Below are 15,916 nucleotides of genomic sequence, written 5' to 3' on the forward strand. Positions count from 1 at the left end.
GAGTATTCGTATGCATGATGAGGTAGTACATCGTCGTACGGCAGGGAGACAGGGCACTGAACCATGGCGCTCCGCCCTGCCGTCGTACCCCCCTTCTTCCCCCACTTTCTCCCGACATGACGGCACTGATACTACTGGACAGTAGTCAATACGACGCCGGTCGCGAATTTGCGACCGTCACCTGCGGGGACGGCTGCATACATGCGACCGGCGTCACGTCGTTCTGTCCGGCAGTATGAACGAGCGAACACGGGGGTGCCATAGCTGGTCGCGACCCTGCCGCAACCACCCAGACGTAAGTAGACAGCATCACGAGTGATAGGTATGAGCGGCGATCCCACCCACGTAAGAACGACGTGGAGACGCGTTTCGAGTCGTCTGTATCGACCCTTCTCGACGAGTGATCGGCTATGAATGACACCGACGACCCGGAGCTGGCCGTCGGCGCCGACGCGTTCACAGACCAGGGTGCCGATCTCGAGGTGGCGGTCGTCGGCGCGGGTGCCATCGGTGCGACCGCGGCCTACGACCTCGCACGCGAAGGTGTGGACGTGACGCTGTACGACCGTGACAGCGTCGCAAGCGGCGCGACCGGCCGGGCTGCAGGGATCTGCTACGACGCCTTCGCGGATGGACTCGACGCCGAACTCGCTGGCGAGGCAATCGAACGCTTCCGTACACTCGGAGGCGATGATACGTTCCCGTTCGTTGAATGTCCGTACGTCTGGCTCGCCCGCGAAGGCGATGCCGACCGGGCCGATGCGATCCGTGATCAGGTCCAGCGCATGCAGGACAACGGCGTCGTCGCCCTCGAGATGGACGCCGACGCGCTCGCCGAGCGGTTCCCGGCCCTGCGAACGGACGACATCGCAGTCGCGGGGATCGCCGGTGCAGCGGGCTACGTCGATCCGGCCGCGTACACTGCCTGTCTCGCGGCTGCAGCTACCGGTGCTGGAGCGACTCTCGAGACCGACACGCCGGTCGACGTTCGAACCGATCCAGCGCGCGTAATCCATCCGGATGGGACAGTCCACGAAGTCGACGCAGTGGTCGTTGCAGCAGGTGCACGCACGAAGGCGCTGCTCGCGGACGCGGGCGTTCCGCTCGCCGTCAAGCCCTATCGGGTGCAGGCGCTGGTCGCAGACGGCGACCTCGCAGAGCCGATGTGTTACGACGCAACCGGCGACTTCTACCTGCGGCCTCACACCGCTGGCGTCCTCGCGGGAGACGGCACTGAAAATCGTGAAGCTGACCCTGACAGCTACGACCGCGACGCGGATCCGGACTTCGCTACCGACCTCCGAGAACGGGTTGTCCACCGCGTTCCAGGTCTCGGGGATGGTGACGTAGAGCAGGCGTGGGCCGGCCTCTGTACGGCGACGCCGGATCGCGATCCACTCGTCGGCGCGGTCCGTGATGGGGTGTACGTCGCGACCGGCTTCCAGGGACACGGGTTCATGCGTGCGCCGGCGATCGGACAGCGACTCGCAGCAGAAATCTGTGGTAGCTCGGGGATCGACGCCTTCGACCCGACGCGGTTCGACGGCGACGAGGCGTTCGACGTCGTCGATGGGATGTCACTCGAGTCGAACTGAGACGCTCGATGCGCACTCTTTGAAGGCCAATTGTCGGGATTCGGCAGTCGTCGACGGAAGCGGCTGCTTTCTACGACCGACGTTGAACCACTGCGATCTTATAGTTTCTCATACTGCCGGACAGACCGACATCGTATTGACTGCTGTCCGACAGTATCACTCGTTGTCGACAGTAACTGGATCCGCGTTCGACTCCGACTCGTCATCGGACGCGTCGAGTGCTGTCTCTGCGTCGATTTCCGTTGGGTCTCCGATCGCCGACGCCTTCGGAATTTCGACGCTCAGCGTCCCGGTTTCGGAGAGGTGCGCCGTTCCGGCGTCCGGATCGACGACTGCGTCGGCCGGTAACTCGGCGTCGCCGGACAGCGACATGCCCCGGCCGGGAAACTGCATCTCGTAGCCCTCGTGAAACTGCCGGAACCGGTCGATCTGGATCCTGACGGTGCCGTCGAGATAGCGAACCTGTATGTCGTCCGATTCGGCACCCGGCGCGTCGAAGACGACGCGATAGGCAGTGTCGTTTTCGAGAATATCGACGGGGAGGGATCGGTGGTTCTGCACGCGACCGCTCGCGCGGCCGACCTGTCGGTAGAGCGCGTTGCCAACCGATTTACCGAGGTCTTTAAACCTCACAGGGTGTCACCTCGAGCGGTGCGTGCGGCGTGGGCGGCGGTTGCGGAGACCGAGAGAAGGGCCTGACAGTACATGGCAGACATGACCGTGTGAACGGTTATGATTGCCCCGTAGATATCCCTTTTGCTCCGGACAAAAGAAACGTCTGACATGTGGCTAGTTCACTTACAATTCGACCCGCTCGAGACAATCAGTGCCACCACAGACCGGACACGAAAGCTCCGAGAGATCGAAGTCGTCGGGCACGTCGTAGGTGTAGTGGATCTCGAACAGGTCGAGAAAACAATCCTCGTTGGTACAGACGACTTCTTCCGTCGGTGGCATATGAGGGACTAGCGCCACGAGGGCTATCAACGCAGGGGTTTCGGCGAGCACCCGAAGCCGGCCGTTTGCGTGTTCGTGGCCGCTGCTGGTCTCGCGCGTGTAGTCACCGTTTTACCACTCGAGGCGCTACCGGGAGCCATGACTGACCCCGAGGCGCTGTCGGTGACGATCGTCGACGGCTACGTCGACGAGCCCGCCCATTTCGGGGTGCCGCCGTACATCTCGACGTATCCCCGATATACGGCTGGGGCGCTCGTCGACGCGGGGGTTCCCCGCGACCAGATCACGTACCACACGATCGACGGGCTTCGCGACGATACCGATCGCTGGCGGGACGTCGACGAGGCCGACCTCATGATCTATCTGGGTGGCATGACCGTCCCCGGTAAGTACGTCGGCGGCACGCCGGCCGAGCCCGACGAGGTCCGCAAGCTCGCCTGGACAGCAAACGGCACGAGTCTGATGGGTGGCCCTGTCAAGTTCGGCGTCGGCGACGAAAACGCCGGCGCGACCGAGACCGAACGGCAAGACCTGGATTTCGATTTCGTCGCCAAAGGCGACGTCGAGGCTGCTGTCTACGACCTCGTCGAAAACGGTCTCGAGGGCTTCAACAACCGCATGCGCGACGTCGACGAGGTCTCGCGGTGGGCCCAGGAGGGTGCGTTCGTCGTCGACCAACACCCCAACCACCCGGACCACCTCATCGCCGAACTCGAGACCTCCCGTGGCTGTGCCTACCGATGTTCGTTCTGTACCGAACCCCTCTATGGCAACCCCTCGTTTCGGCCGCCACCGACGGTCGTCGGCGAGGTCGACGCGCTTTCCGATTACGGCGTGAAACACTTCCGGATCGGCCGACAGGCCGACATCCTCGCCTACGGCGGCGACGGCGAAGCGCCAAACCCCGACGCCCTCCGGCAACTCTACAGCGGGATCCGCGAAGTCGCCCCCGACCTCGAGACGCTGCATCTGGACAACATGAACCCCATCACGATCGTCGAGTGGCCCGAACAGAGCCGCGAGGGGATCCGGATCATCGCCGAGCACAACACGCCCGGCGACACGGCCGCGTTCGGCCTCGAGTCAGCCGATCCGGTCGTTCAGGAGGAGAACAACCTGAACGTCAGCGCCGAGGAGTGTTTCGAAGCAGTCCGGATCGTCAACGAGGAGGGTGGCTGGCGGCCCGGCGAGGAGCCGGCGGACGCGCCGACGTTCGGGGACGACGCACCGCGGCGACTCCCCAAACTGTTGCCGGGAATCAATCTCTTGCATGGGCTCAAAGGCGAGCGCGAGGAGACCTACGATCGAAACATGGCGTTCCTCCGGCGAGTCTACGACGAGGGCTACATGCTCCGGCGGATCAACATCCGGCAGGTGATGGCCTTCGACGGCACCGACATGTCCGATACCGGGGCCGAGATCGCTAACGACCACAAGAAGCTGTTCAAACGCTACAAGAAGCAGGTTCGCGAAGAGATCGACAACCCGATGCTCGAGCGCGTCGCTCCTCCCGGCACCGTTCTGCCGAACGTCCACCTCGAGTATCACCAGGACGGGACGACCTTCGGCCGCCAACTCGGCACCTATCCGTTACTCGTCGGGGTGCCGGGTGAGCGCGACCTCGGCCGGACGATCGACGTCGCGGTCGTCGATCACGGCTACCGCTCGGTGACCGGCGTCCCGTACCCGCTCGATCTCAACGCGGCATCGATGGACGAACTCACCGCCATCCCCGGCATCGGCTCCAGCACCGCCGGCGACATCGTCGTCGATCGCCCCTACGAGTCGGTCGCCGACGCCGGCCTCGAGACAACGGTCGATCTCTCCAAGTTCGTCACGACCCGACCGCTCGAGCGTGTGAACTGATCTCGATCGCCCAAAACGGGCGCTTTTCCCGTCAATCGGCAGTTCTGTGTCGGTAGTTCTATTATGGATGGGAATCAGAGGTGAAATAGAGGGTCTACCTGTGGAGATATCTGAAAAACTGTTGTGTCTGTTCAGTACGGACGTGTCGGAAGAGGAGGATCGCTACGTCATCGAGGTACCGCGCCAGGAAGTCGAGACCGGCGACATCGACCCCGGCGAGGTCTATCGCGTCGCGCTCATCTCGCGTGAAGACGAGCCGAGCGGCGACGAGGGGACGACGACCACGACGCCCCAGAGTGCGCCGTCGGAGCCACAGCCACCGGTCGACGTCGGCGAAACGCGCTACGTCGAGATCGAAGACATCGGCAAACAGGGCGACGGCATCGCCCGCGTCGAACGCGGCTACGTCATCATCGTTCCCGGGGCCGACGTCGGCGAACGCGTCAAGATCGAGGTCACCGAGGTCAAGTCGAACTTCGCTGTCGGCGAGATCATCGAAGACACGTTCTAACAACGACCTTTTTACTGGGGGCATCGGTTGGCGTCATAGACGCCAGTCTCAACCCCAACAAAAAATCTCGATCAAAAACACCGGAAGAGCAGCGCTCTTCGGAGACTCCGCTCACTTCGTTCTGATTGATCGACCTGCTTCAGACTCGTTTCAGTCCTCGAGCGGCGTTCCATCCATCCGTTTTGCCCCTTCCGAGTCGTGGACGACGACCTCGCCGGAATCAGGATCGGCGGGCCGGTAGGTATCTCGGACGGCGATCGCCTCCTCGAGTTCCCGCACTGCGCGTTCTTTGAGCGCCTGTGCCAACTCCTCGGCATCGTCGCGGGAGATGTCGCGGCCGAGACCCTCGCACTCGTGGGCGCGGACGATACCTTCTTCGTCGACGGCTTCGCCCATCGGCTGGCTCGTTCCGGCCAGTGCTACGCTGAAGGGGTAGGTCCGACAGATCAGTGGACGGTCCTCATGGGCGACGCAGGTCCCCATCCCGTCGGCTTCCTCGTAGAAAACGCAGTCGCCACAGCCGTCGGTCTGGAGCGCCCACTCGAAGGTCTCGCCTTCGAGCGTCCCGTCCTCGGACTCGGCAAGGCCGTAGGGCATCGGACGGGCAACGTCGCGCCAGTCGCGTTCTTCGTCGCCGGTCGCGGCTGCTTGCTGGAGGTCGCGCACTTCGTCGGGAAACACCGTCGCGGTGTGGTCGTCTTCACCATCGGCCGTACAGCAGGCCCCACAGCGGGTACACTCGAAGCCGATCGACTCGATCGCGTCCGCGAGATCGGCGACTGCGAGCTGGCGAGCGGCGTCGAGTTCGGCCTCGAGCGATTGCACATCCGACGGGAGGTCGCCGACAGGGAAAAGTCAGTCGTCCGCGAGCGACGCTGCCGGCTGGCCGTCCCACGCGACGTGGCTCTCGACGGCGAGTTTCTCGAGGTGGGCGGCGACCGTCGCCCGTGCGAGGTCACGCACGCCTGTGAGGTCCTTGTCGTATGCCGTCTCGAGGACTTCCGCGACCGTGTCGGCACCCATCGCGGCTGCCTCCCGGATCCGCTGCTCGCGCTCGGTCCGGTGGGTGAGCAGGCGCTCGAGGGTCGCTCGTGGGGCGTGGATTTCGGGGCCGTGGCCGGGATACAATGCCGGTGGATCGATCGCACGGAGCCGACGCAGCGTCGTCATGTATGCGCGCATATCCCCCTCCGGCGCGCCGACGACGACGCTGCCCTCGCGGACGGCACAGTCGCCACAGCAGATCGGTCCGCCGTGGCCGGCCTCGAGCGCGACGTGATCGGGGGCGTGTCCCGGCGTGTCGAGGATGCGGACGCGCTCGTCGCCGAGGGGGATCGTCGTGCCGGGCGTAAACGTGCGGTCGGGATCGCAGCCGGTCGTGTCACGGAACCGATCAACGCGGCCGTAGCGAGCCCACACCGTCGCGTCGGTTGCGGCCGCGTACGGCTCGACGGCACCGACGTGGTCGGGATGGGTGTGCGTGACGAGAACGTGGTCGACGGTGTAGTCCTCGAGCAGCCGATCGAGGTCGTCGGTTTTCGCTGCCGGGTCGACGAGTATCGCTGGCTTGCCGCCGGCCCCGCCGTATCGCGTCTCGGTTGCGCTGACGAGATAGGCGTTGGTCTCCCCACCCGGCGCACGTGTCGCGACTGGGATCGGACACCGCGTGACGTGCATACCTCGCCAGTGGGACCGGGTCAAAAAGGATGTATCGACGCCGGCTGGCTCCCTCGAACAGGCCGTCTCGATCCGCGAACGCGCGTTCCGAGCCGGTCAGCGCTTGAGGAAGTAGACTTGCTTGCGTGCGTCGCGGAAGCTGTACCGCGAGCCGATGAGGCCGACGTCCTCGAGTCGGTTGAGTGCGTAGCGAACGGTGCGATCGGGCAGTAGCGATTCCTCAGCGAGTTGGCCCTGCGAGAGCGGCGAGTCGGTCTCTAACACTTTCGCGACGAGCTTCGCACTCGGTGGCAGGTCACGGAGTCGGTCGCGGTATTCCTCCTCCGAGAGGAGTTCCTCGGCAGCGGTGGCACGGTCTTCGGCTGTACTCATGCTCATACTCGAGCCAGCGGCGTGGTTGGTGGTAAAGCTTCCCTATATGTGGATACGGATACTGAAGTTTGTATAATGCGTATGAATGATGTATTAACACGTTTATATAGTTCGGGTTTCGGCAACGATGGTCACGCAAGATAGCAGTACAGAGCCTGGTTCGTCGGCGGGACTCCAGTATCGTTTTATCCCAGCACGACAGTAGATTCGCCCAGTGTGAAAGGACAGGAGTGGTACCAAGCCGACGACGTCGCCGAGGAATATGACGATAAGCGATTCTCCCGGGGCGGCCAGCTGATCGACCGTCGGGAGAAAGAAGCCGTCCTCGAGGCGATCATGCCAGTCGAGGATCGGAAGGTCCTCGAAATCGCCTGTGGTACTGGGCGGTTTACGGTCATGCTCGCCCACCAGGGAGCCGACGTCGTGGGACTGGACATCTCGGCGGCGATGTTACAGCAGGGACGACGAAAAGCGCAGAACACCGAACTCGCGGGTACGCTCGAGTTCCTCCGAGGAGATGCGGGCCGACTGCCGTTTCCGGACGATCACTTCGATACCGTCATCGCGATGCGGTTTTTCCACCTTGCGGACGATCCGGAGGCGTTCTTAGAGGAGATGCGTCGCGTCTCTCGCGATCAGATCGTCTTCGACACGTTCAACCGCTTTTCGGCCCGCAGTATCTACAACTGGGCGCTGCCGATGGGGTCGCGCCTGTACTCGAAAAGCGAAATCGCAGTGCTGCTCGCGAAGACGGGTCTCACGCTCGTCGACGTCGAGGACGATTTCCTCCTCCCATACGGGCTGTATCGGTCGATCCCTAACAGTCTCGCCTCGCCACTTCGGATGCTCGACGAGGCAATCGGTGAATTGCCGACCACCGACCACGCCGCGTCCGTCTCGTACTGGAACGCGCGCGTTCGCTGACCCGACTGGAATCCAACCTATTTACTATTGGGGCCTCTTATTGGCAGGTATGGAGCTCTCGGTGGTGGTCTCGACGCTCAACGACCGAGAGCGATTGGTATCGTGTCTTGACGCGCTCGCCGAGCGAACGCCGGCCGAAACCGAGCGCATCGTCGTCAACGGCCCCTCCTCGGACGGAACGACTGGCGTGGTCCGTGACCGCAACGACATCGATGTCCTCGTCGAAATCTCCGAGCGAACTCCGAACGTCTCCCGCAACGCCGGCCTCGAACTCGCGACGGGCGACGTCGTCGCCTTTCTCGACGGCGAGTACGCGATCGATCACAGCTGGTATCCAGCCATCGACGAGTCGATGGCCGACGGGACCGACGTCGTCACCGGCCCCGTAACCGGCCGCCCCATCGACGACGCCGAGCCGTCGTCACACGCCGTCGATGGCCGGACCGTCACGCACTTTCACGGAGATAACGTCGCGTTCGACCGTTCCGTCCTCGAGGCGCTGGACGGCTTCGACGAGTATCTCACACAGGCAGGTGAGCGCGACTGTGCGCATCGGGTCGCGAGCCTCGACTTCGAGGTGTCGTGGAACGCGGCGATGGCCGCTCGCTGTGAGGTCGGAACTGCCGGCGGTGGATCGATCGACTCGAGGCGATCCTCGTCGGAACTCCGTTCCGATGGTGGCCGCACCGATCCCGACTGGGGCACAGCCTATCGATCGCTGTCGTACCGGTTGGCGAAAAACTATGGCCTGCGACCGAACGTCCTCGCTCGAACCGCCGGTAGCGCGCTGCGAGAAGGGGCTGCCGGCGTGTGCCGACTGGCGGCCGGCGAGGCGACACCGACGGGCTGGCTCTCTGATGGGACTGATGTCGTCAGGAACGTCACACGCGGCCTGTGGGATGGCGCTCGAGCCCGATACCGTGATCGCTCTCGGCGGCGCAATCCACACGGACTCTCACAACGACACGACCGGGCAGTGCAGGTCTACGACTGGCGCTGACTGAGACGGGCTGCTGTCCCGATCTCCGGCGTACCCGCAGGACGGGACGGGTCGCGGACCCGCCGGCATCCACCGACAGGAGTCCATATGACGGCCCCAAAGCGACACTCGAGCGAAGTCACCCCTCGTCGGCGTCGATATATAGAGGTCGGTCTCTGCGCGTCCTTGCTGTACTCCGAGACGCCAATGAGACCGATTCGTTAGTACAGCTGGCTAACACGATGTGCTTGACTGTTTTCTGAAAGGTTTCGCTCCCGCCGAAGCTCAAACGGCCGTTTGAGCTTGGGGGTGTGTTTATTTCTCTCCCGATTAGTCACTACTCTATGGAGAGACGACAGTTCCTTGCGGCCTCGAGTATCGGCCTGACGGCAACGATGGCGGGATGTGTGGGGCAGTCGCTCGGGAGCGATGGAGCGACACCCGACGATGCCGGATCGAATACGGGAGTCTCGGGCAGCGACGGAGAAATCACGGTCAGTGCCGACGGCGACGTTGAGGCGGAACCGGATCAGGCAGTGATCAGTGTCGGCGTCGAAGCGAACGGCCAGAGCGCTGATGCCGTGTCCAACGACCTGGCGGCCGGAGCGGACAGTCTTCGCACGGCGTTCGACGACCTCGGAATTCCCGAGGAGAACGTCGACGAAGGCCAGTACCGGGTGTATCCGGCACGCGGACGAGACGCCGACGGTTTCGAAGGATCACACTCCTTCGAGGTGGTCGTCACCGATGTCGATCGCGTCGGCGAGATCATCGATACGGTGGTCGACGCCGGTGCGGACAACGTGGGCGGCGTCCGCTTTACGTTGCGTCCGGAGACCCGGGAGGAATACAGAGCGAACGCGATCGATGCCGCACTGGCGAACGCCGACGCGGAAGCGTCCCATATCGCTACCAATCGCAACGTCTCCCTCGAGGGAACGACGACGGTCAAGACCGGTGACGTGGACGTCCGGGCATACTATGCCGAATCGGAAGCCAGCGACGCTGCGGCAAGCGGCGGGGCACCACCGACCGAAATCGACGCGGAACCGGTCACCGTCAGCGCCAGCGTGACGGTCACGTACGCGTTTACGGCTCAGTGACGGCGACGGCCCGCTCGTCGTGTACGGTTCGCCCGGTTCGAGCCCAGTGCTGGTCAGGGTGAGTGAGTTAGGTGCCACTGAAACGGGCTGCTGTCCCGATCTCCGGCGTACCCGCAGGACGGGCCGCGGACCAGCCGGTATGCTGTCAGGAGTCCGTATGAAACGAGCGACACGCCGATCGTATAGCTGTCTGCGGTCGGATATGTACCGCTTCGGGCACCCCTCGTTCTGGCCGTGTGTCTGCCAGGAGAGCCGCCGGTGGGCAAACAGGCGGTCACGTAAGCGGCTCTCGGTGGTCGTCACCGATCGACCAGGTCGAGTCTACATCCGTCGTGGCCGACAGTATGAGCGGTGTCGAAACGACGCGATAACGGACTAGTGGTTCGTCAAGCCTGACTTTGCGAGTCGAACCGATCGGGGTTATTTGGTTCGACTCGCACGTCGACGCGTGACGGAGAAAACGGCAGCCGATCAGTCGTCGGCAGGAACCGCTCGCGAGTCAGCTCGCCCGGAAGCCATGGCGAGCACGTCGTCGAAGAAGTCGAGGGTGTCTTCGGGGCCGGGGTTGGCCTCGGGGTGATACTGGCGGGTGATGACGTCGTACTCGACGCCGTCGATTCCCTCGGATGTGTCGTCGTTGACGTTTATCTGGGTGACCTCGAGGTGCTCGCCGGGGTCGGCGACCGTGTAGCCGTGGTTCTGGGTGGTCATGACGACCTGATTGGACTCGAGATCGAGCACCGGCTGGTTGACGCCGCGGTGGCCGAAGTCCATCTTTTCGGTGGTGCCGCCGAGTGCCTCGGCGACGATCTGCTGGCCGAGACAGATGCCGGCGACGGGCGTATCCTCGACGAATTCCTCGACGAGTTCGATCGCGCCCTCGAAGTTGACCGGGTCACCGGGACCGTTCGAGATAAAGAGGATGTCCGGGTCGACGGCTGCGACGTCCTCGGTGGCCGCGTCGTGGGGGAACACGTGGACGGTCGCGTCGCGCTCGAGCAGCGAGTCGACGATCGAGCCCTTCGCACCGCAGTCGATCAGCGCCACGTCAGCGCCGTCGTTGTCGTCGCCGTGGACGACGGGCTCGTCGACGCTGACCTGTGCGCCGATCTCGGTATGGTCGCTCATGGCCTTGCACTGTTCGAGTTCGGCCAGTGCGTCTTCCTCGGTGACGTCCTCGCCGACGGCGATGCCGCATTTCATCGCGCCGCCGTCGCGGATGTCGGTGACGACCTCGCGCGTGTCGAGGTGGTCGACCGCCGGGACACCCTCACTTTCGAGCCACTCGGCGACGTCCTCGGTGAGTTCCTTCGCGAGCACCGCACGCGGGTGGACACGGTCGGACTCGAAGCGTTCTTCGCGGACGCCGTAGTTACCGATCAGCGGGTACGAGAAGGTCAGGACCTGTTCCTCGTAGGATGGGTCGGTCAAACTCTCCTCGTAGCCGGTGTATGCTGTCGTGAAAACGAGTTCACCGCGAGCCGTACCTGACGCGCGACCACGTCCCTCGAGTACGTGGCCGCCTTCCAGTGCGACGTAGGCTTCCGTCATTACGATCTACGTATCGGATGGACGTTCATAAGTGTTGTCTTCGAAGCTGAGTTACGATTTTCGTAATCGGTAAGTGCACGTCGAGTATAGGTACGCATCTCTATGGACGACCTGGACCGACAGATCCTCGATATCCTCCGGCGTGACGCCAGAACGCCGTATACGGAGATCGCCGACGAGGTCGAAACGAGCGAGGGGACCGTGCGCAACCGTGTCGAACGAATGATGGACGACGACGTCATCGAGCGCTTTACCATCTCGACGCGAACGGGAAACGTCCAGGCGATGCTCGAGATCAGCGTCGCGGTCGACGTCGACACCAAGGGTGTTTCCGAGCGGATGGCCGAGTGGGACGAGGTCGACTTCGTCTGGATGGTCTCGGGCGAGCAAGACATCGTCCTCGTCGTCGACGCTGCGGACACACGCGGGGTCAACGATCTCATTACGAAAGCCCGCGATCAGGACGAGGTTGTCAGCACGAAGACACGACTCATTCTGGACGAAGAACTCGGCTGAACCGAGGTCTGGGGTCGTCTCGAGCGACCTGAGATTCAGATTGTATCGGTATTCTCAGTGAGTTGGAAAACATCGGTCCCTTTTTCGAGTTGGGTTTATATTCACACATAATGACCACCGGGGACAGGGCTGACAACCAACCCGAGCCGACAGCGCCCGCCGATCGCCGGACACGATCGGAGCATGGCTGCTCGACGACGCTCGAAGAGTACGAAACGATATTCCACGCCGTCGAGGACGCCGTTTTTCTCCTCGATGTCGATCGAACGGTCGGCGGTCGTACGTACCGGTATCGGCGTGTCAATCCCGCATACGAGACGATTACCGGCCTGACCGACACGGAGCTCAGCGGACGGACACCGGCCGAGGTGTTCGACGCGGAAACCGCGGCTGCGATCACGGACCGATACGACGCGTGCGTCGAGCAGGCGGCGACGATCGACTACGAAACGACGCTGTCGTTTCCCGCTGGCGAACGCACGCTCGAGACGAAACTGACGCCGACAGTCGTCAACGAGACGGTCGATCAACTCGTCGGAATCGTTCGTGACGTCACCGAGGAAAAGCGAAAGGAGTGTGAACTCGAGCGCAATCGGGCACTCCTCGAGAAAACGGAGCAACTCGCCGCCGTCGGTGGGTGGGAACTCGATCTGCGGTCGGACGAGCTCCGGTGGACCGACGGGACGCGGGAGATCTTCGAGGTCGGTGCCGACTACGAGCCGACGCTGTCCGAGGCAGTCGCGTTCTATCATCCCGACGACCGGGGGCGGATCCGCTCGTTCGTCGAGACGTGTCGGGACGGCGGCGAGCCGTACGACGTAGTACTGCGAATCATCACCGCTGCGGGGAACGAACGATGGGCCCATACCGTCGGCGAGCCGGTCGTCGACGATGGTGAGGTCGTCGCGTTACGCGGCGCGGTCAGAGACGTGACGGCGCGACGGGAACGCGAACAGGAACTACAGCTCTTTCAGAAGGCGGTCGAACAGGCGGGCCATGGCATCGTGATCACGGATCGCGACGGAACGATCGAGTACGTCAACCCGGCCTACGAACGAGACAGCGGGTACACCCGTACGGAGGCCGTCGGGCGAAACCCGCGGCTGGTCAAATCGGGCAAACACGATCAAGCGTTCTACGAGCGGCTCTGGGAGACGATCTGCTCGGGAGCGGTCTGGGAACACGAACTCATCAACCGGCGGAAATCAGGCGAGCTGTACCACGTCGAACAGACGATTGCACCGATTACCGACGACGACGAGATCACGCATTTCGTCGCGATCGAGTCCGATATCACCGAACAGCGACTGCGCGGACAGCGACTCAGCGTGCTCAATCGGGTCCTGCGACACAACATCCGAAACGGGATGAACGTGATCGAGGGGAACGCAATGCGACTTCGGACCCCCTCTGACGACGACCAGCGAGACGAGGCCCTGACCGCGATCGAAGAACAGGCCGCCGAATTGCTCAAAATCAGTGACAACGCCGCGGCCGTGCGAGACCTGTTTCGGCGTGACCGCCATCCCGACGCTACCTGTGATGTCGGGGCGATGCTCTCGCGGCTGGCGACCAACTTCGACGAACAGTATCCCGACGCCGACATCACCGTGACCGCACCCGAGACCATCGCGGCACAGGCCGACGACCGACTCGAGACGGCGATTCGGAAGGCAGTCGCCAACGCCGTTACCCATACCGATCGCGCAGTGCCCGAGATCACCGTCAGCGCGACCCCGGTCGACAGACCCGACACGGGCGACTGGGTCGACATCACTGTCGCCGATAACGGACCGGGGATCCCGCCACAGGAACGGCCGATGGTCGAACACGAAACCGAGACGCAACTCGTCCACGGGACCGGCCTCGAGCTGTGGCACATCTACTGGGTAGCGAAGAGCTTCGGCGGCGAGATGCGGATCACCGACAACGAGCCACGGGGCAGTGTCGTTACGCTCCGTGTCCCGGCAGCCACGACGTAGCTCATACTACCGGACAACAGTCAGTGAATACTCGATCGCGTCTCGACGGCTGTCGCCGTCGGCGACAGCGTCTCGGGTGTAATCGAGGTATGAACCGTTTTGTCCGGCAGTATCAGCTTGACGGAGTCGTGCTCGCGGCGATGGCCCGATAACAACACCGTCACCTAGTGACGGGACTGTCCGCAAACACACACATAGGAGACGTGCAAATGATGGAGTCAATGACAGAGTCCCCGCTCATTCCGGAGACGGCAGACATCGGTCGAACTGCACTGCTCGTTACGAATCTCGAGGAGCTGATCGACTTCTATCGAGACGTCGTCGGCCTCACGGTGCTTACACGACGTGACACGGCAGCCACACTCGGTGTCGACGGGACGTCGTTGCTCGTTTTGAACCACGTCGAGGACGTCTCGCCTCGCGGACGGGACCAGGCAGGGCTGTTCCACACCGCGTTCAAGCTTCCCTCACGCGCTGCGTTGGGGGCTGCACTCGAGCGGATTCGCGAGCGCTGGCACGTCGATGGCGCATCAGACCACTACGTGAGCGAAGCACTGTATCTGACCGATCCCGAGGGCAACGGCGTCGAAATCTACACGGATCGGCCCCAAGCAGAGTGGCCACGCGCAGCCGACGGCACGGTCGAAATCGGAACCGTTCCGCTCGACCTCGACGACGTCGCTGCCGAGTCTAACGGGATCGTGACCGCTCCACCCGGAACGACGGTCGGACACCTCCATCTGGAGGCGACCTCGCTCGCAGCGGCACGCGAGTTCTACGTCGAGACGCTGGGACTGACCGTCCAGACCGAGAGCCCGTCGGCGCTGTTCCTGGCGGCCGGCGACTACCACCACCATCTCGGGGTGAACACGTGGAACGGCCGGTCACAGCCCGCGGGCGGCCGTGGACTGGCGTGGTTCGAGGTCGTCGTCTCGGACGACGAGACGCTCACGATGGTCCGCCAGCGGCTCGAGGACGCCAATGTCACGGTCACTGACTGGGACGAGGGGATCGAAATCAGCGACCCGGACGGGGTCACGATCCGAATCCGTGCGGTGTAGCAGCCGGTCCGACTGTCAGTTGTTGTATCTCACGGCGTCACTGTCCGGCAGCCGCGGGAACGCCAGCATTGACAGCCAACTGGCAGGGTCGACTGGCGTCAGTTCTCATCCGGTGGGCTTCCGACACCGGGCGTCGGCCCCGTGTGCGTGTCGAGTTCCCCTTTGCGGCGATGGATTTTCCGATATCCCCGTCGTAGAAGCCGATCGAATCCCGTCCGGCAAACGCGTGCCTGGACCCGTCCGTCACGGATCGCAGCAACGACTGTCTCGGGCGTGAGCCGGTCAGCCTCGATAACCGTGTATGCCCGGCCCACCTCGAACGGGTAGTGGGCATCGCTCCCGCCGACCAGCGGCAACCCACGTTCGTCCGCTAGCTCCTCGACGAGCGGCCGCGAACGGGGATGTTTCCCGTTGACCTCGATCGCATCGAACGGGATTCCCTCGAGTTCTCGGACGGAACTGTTCCGAAACGGGTGCGCGACGATCGCGGCGCAGCCGCAGTCGTGTGCCAGTGCGACTGCGTCCGCCGGGGAGAGCGCCCCCGGCTTCGTCTCCGCGGGCGGGTCAGGACCGACGACGAGGACGTGGCCGCGGTCGGTCGTGATTTCGATCCCCGGGATGAGTTCGACGGGTTCAGTCGGCGTCAATGGCGTGTAGTAATCGTGATTCGTTGTCGCGACCCCGTCGAGGCCGCGCCGGTCAGCCATTCCGGTGAGTAGACGGACGCCCAGCGGGTCGAACCGATCGCCGAGCCCCCGATAGCCATGAAAGAATCGCGTGTGTGCGTGCAAATCGACGGTATACACGGGAACGCATACGCCA

General features: G+C 63.4%; 16 protein-coding genes. 9 read left to right on the forward strand and 7 right to left on the reverse strand.

Annotation, left to right across the window (positions count from 1 at the left end; translation table 11 throughout):
* Positions 1 to 410 precede the first annotated feature (410 nt).
* Complete coding sequence (locus E2L06_RS02390; protein ID WP_138778258.1) at positions 411 to 1,595, forward strand: FAD-binding oxidoreductase; 1,185 nt, start codon at positions 411 to 413, stop codon at positions 1,593 to 1,595.
* A gap of 156 nt (positions 1,596 to 1,751) precedes the next feature.
* Here the strand turns inward: E2L06_RS02390 and E2L06_RS02395 are convergent, their stop codons facing one another.
* Together E2L06_RS02395 and E2L06_RS21675 are read right to left on the reverse strand one after the other, a co-directional pair.
* Positions 1,752 to 2,228, reverse strand: a complete 477-nt coding sequence (locus E2L06_RS02395) for an Hsp20/alpha crystallin family protein (protein ID WP_138778260.1) — start codon at positions 2,226 to 2,228, stop codon at positions 1,752 to 1,754.
* Positions 2,229 to 2,393: 165 nt separating this feature from the next.
* Entirely contained in the window at positions 2,394 to 2,552 is a 159-nt protein-coding gene (locus tag E2L06_RS21675) for a hypothetical protein (RefSeq protein WP_171052292.1), read from the reverse strand.
* Positions 2,553 to 2,690: 138 nt separating this feature from the next.
* Here E2L06_RS21675 and E2L06_RS02400 point away from each other — a divergent pair, with 138 nt between their 5' ends.
* Together E2L06_RS02400 and E2L06_RS02405 are read left to right on the forward strand one after the other, a co-directional pair.
* Complete coding sequence (locus tag E2L06_RS02400) at positions 2,691 to 4,418, forward strand: radical SAM protein (RefSeq protein WP_138778262.1); 1,728 nt, start codon at positions 2,691 to 2,693, stop codon at positions 4,416 to 4,418.
* Between the two features lie 100 nt (positions 4,419 to 4,518).
* Positions 4,519 to 4,929 (forward strand): TRAM domain-containing protein, encoded by a 411-nt coding sequence (locus E2L06_RS02405; RefSeq protein WP_138778264.1) that lies wholly within the window; start codon positions 4,519 to 4,521, stop codon positions 4,927 to 4,929.
* A 150-nt stretch (positions 4,930 to 5,079) separates the two neighbouring features.
* On the opposite strand, the gene E2L06_RS02410 is transcribed toward E2L06_RS02405, so the two are convergent.
* From E2L06_RS02410 to E2L06_RS02420, 3 genes are all read right to left on the reverse strand, one after another.
* Entirely contained in the window at positions 5,080 to 5,754 is a 675-nt protein-coding gene (locus E2L06_RS02410; RefSeq protein WP_138778266.1) for a YkgJ family cysteine cluster protein, read from the reverse strand.
* Positions 5,755 to 5,784: 30 nt separating this feature from the next.
* Complete coding sequence (locus E2L06_RS02415; protein WP_138778268.1) at positions 5,785 to 6,606, reverse strand: MBL fold metallo-hydrolase; 822 nt, start codon at positions 6,604 to 6,606, stop codon at positions 5,785 to 5,787.
* Between the two features lie 96 nt (positions 6,607 to 6,702).
* A complete protein-coding gene (locus tag E2L06_RS02420; RefSeq protein WP_130499655.1) occupies positions 6,703 to 6,984 on the reverse strand; it encodes a helix-turn-helix domain-containing protein in 282 nt (93 codons plus the stop codon).
* Between the two features lie 210 nt (positions 6,985 to 7,194).
* Here E2L06_RS02420 and E2L06_RS02425 point away from each other — a divergent pair, with 210 nt between their 5' ends.
* The 3 genes from E2L06_RS02425 (at position 7,195) to E2L06_RS02435 (ending at position 9,984) form a co-directional block, all read left to right on the forward strand.
* Positions 7,195 to 7,902: a class I SAM-dependent methyltransferase gene (locus E2L06_RS02425; RefSeq protein WP_138778270.1), complete on the forward strand. Its 708-nt coding sequence runs from the start codon at positions 7,195 to 7,197 to the stop codon at positions 7,900 to 7,902.
* Between the two features lie 49 nt (positions 7,903 to 7,951).
* Positions 7,952 to 8,902 carry a glycosyltransferase family 2 protein gene (locus tag E2L06_RS02430; RefSeq protein WP_138778272.1) on the forward strand — a complete coding sequence of 317 codons (951 nt, stop codon included), beginning with the start codon at positions 7,952 to 7,954 and terminating at the stop codon, positions 8,900 to 8,902.
* A gap of 323 nt (positions 8,903 to 9,225) precedes the next feature.
* Complete coding sequence (locus E2L06_RS02435) at positions 9,226 to 9,984, forward strand: SIMPL domain-containing protein (RefSeq protein WP_138778274.1); 759 nt, start codon at positions 9,226 to 9,228, stop codon at positions 9,982 to 9,984.
* Between the two features lie 471 nt (positions 9,985 to 10,455).
* Here E2L06_RS02435 and carA read toward each other — a convergent pair whose 3' ends face one another.
* On the reverse strand, positions 10,456 to 11,535 hold the full coding sequence (carA, locus tag E2L06_RS02440; RefSeq protein WP_138778276.1) for a glutamine-hydrolyzing carbamoyl-phosphate synthase small subunit: 1,080 nt from the start codon (positions 11,533 to 11,535) through the stop codon (positions 10,456 to 10,458).
* A gap of 102 nt (positions 11,536 to 11,637) precedes the next feature.
* Here carA and E2L06_RS02445 point away from each other — a divergent pair, with 102 nt between their 5' ends.
* The 3 genes from E2L06_RS02445 to E2L06_RS02455 all read left to right on the forward strand — a co-directional run bounded on the left by E2L06_RS02445 (position 11,638) and on the right by E2L06_RS02455 (position 15,094).
* The gene (locus E2L06_RS02445) at positions 11,638 to 12,051 is read left to right on the forward strand and encodes an Lrp/AsnC family transcriptional regulator (protein WP_138778278.1); all 414 of its coding nucleotides are present in this window, start codon (positions 11,638 to 11,640) and stop codon (positions 12,049 to 12,051) included.
* A gap of 110 nt (positions 12,052 to 12,161) precedes the next feature.
* Complete coding sequence (locus tag E2L06_RS02450; protein ID WP_138778280.1) at positions 12,162 to 14,033, forward strand: PAS domain-containing sensor histidine kinase; 1,872 nt, start codon at positions 12,162 to 12,164, stop codon at positions 14,031 to 14,033.
* Positions 14,034 to 14,254: 221 nt separating this feature from the next.
* Positions 14,255 to 15,094, forward strand: coding sequence for a VOC family protein (locus E2L06_RS02455; protein WP_138778282.1), 840 nt, complete (start codon positions 14,255 to 14,257; stop codon positions 15,092 to 15,094).
* 98 nt (positions 15,095 to 15,192) lie between these two features.
* On the opposite strand, the gene E2L06_RS02460 is transcribed toward E2L06_RS02455, so the two are convergent.
* Positions 15,193 to 15,900, reverse strand: coding sequence for a PHP domain-containing protein (locus tag E2L06_RS02460; RefSeq protein WP_138778284.1), 708 nt, complete (start codon positions 15,898 to 15,900; stop codon positions 15,193 to 15,195).
* Positions 15,901 to 15,916: the final 16 nt, after the last annotated feature.

It is taken from the genome of Haloterrigena sp. H1 (assembly GCF_005938085.1).
In the GTDB taxonomy this organism is placed as follows: Archaea; Halobacteriota; Halobacteria; order Halobacteriales; family Natrialbaceae; genus Natrinema.

Excerpts from the sequence above, each read along its gene's own strand:
- E2L06_RS02430 (WP_138778272.1), top strand. The coding sequence starts at position 7,952 with ATGGAGCTCTCGGTGGTGGTCTCGACGCTCAACGACCGAGAGCGATTG.
- E2L06_RS02455 (WP_138778282.1), top strand. The coding sequence starts at position 14,255 with ATGACAGAGTCCCCGCTCATTCCGGAGACGGCAGACATCGGTCGAACT.
- carA (WP_138778276.1), bottom strand. The coding sequence starts at position 11,535 with ATGACGGAAGCCTACGTCGCACTGGAAGGCGGCCACGTACTCGAGGGA.
- E2L06_RS21675 (WP_171052292.1), bottom strand. The coding sequence starts at position 2,552 with ATGCCACCGACGGAAGAAGTCGTCTGTACCAACGAGGATTGTTTTCTC.
- E2L06_RS02415 (WP_138778268.1), bottom strand. The coding sequence starts at position 6,606 with ATGCACGTCACGCGGTGTCCGATCCCAGTCGCGACACGTGCGCCGGGT.
- E2L06_RS02445 (WP_138778278.1), top strand. The coding sequence starts at position 11,638 with ATGGACGACCTGGACCGACAGATCCTCGATATCCTCCGGCGTGACGCC.
- E2L06_RS02390 (WP_138778258.1), top strand. The coding sequence starts at position 411 with ATGAATGACACCGACGACCCGGAGCTGGCCGTCGGCGCCGACGCGTTC.
- E2L06_RS02400 (WP_138778262.1), top strand. The coding sequence starts at position 2,691 with ATGACTGACCCCGAGGCGCTGTCGGTGACGATCGTCGACGGCTACGTC.
- E2L06_RS02420 (WP_130499655.1), bottom strand. The coding sequence starts at position 6,984 with ATGAGCATGAGTACAGCCGAAGACCGTGCCACCGCTGCCGAGGAACTC.
- E2L06_RS02450 (WP_138778280.1), top strand. The coding sequence starts at position 12,162 with ATGACCACCGGGGACAGGGCTGACAACCAACCCGAGCCGACAGCGCCC.
- E2L06_RS02435 (WP_138778274.1), top strand. The coding sequence starts at position 9,226 with ATGGAGAGACGACAGTTCCTTGCGGCCTCGAGTATCGGCCTGACGGCA.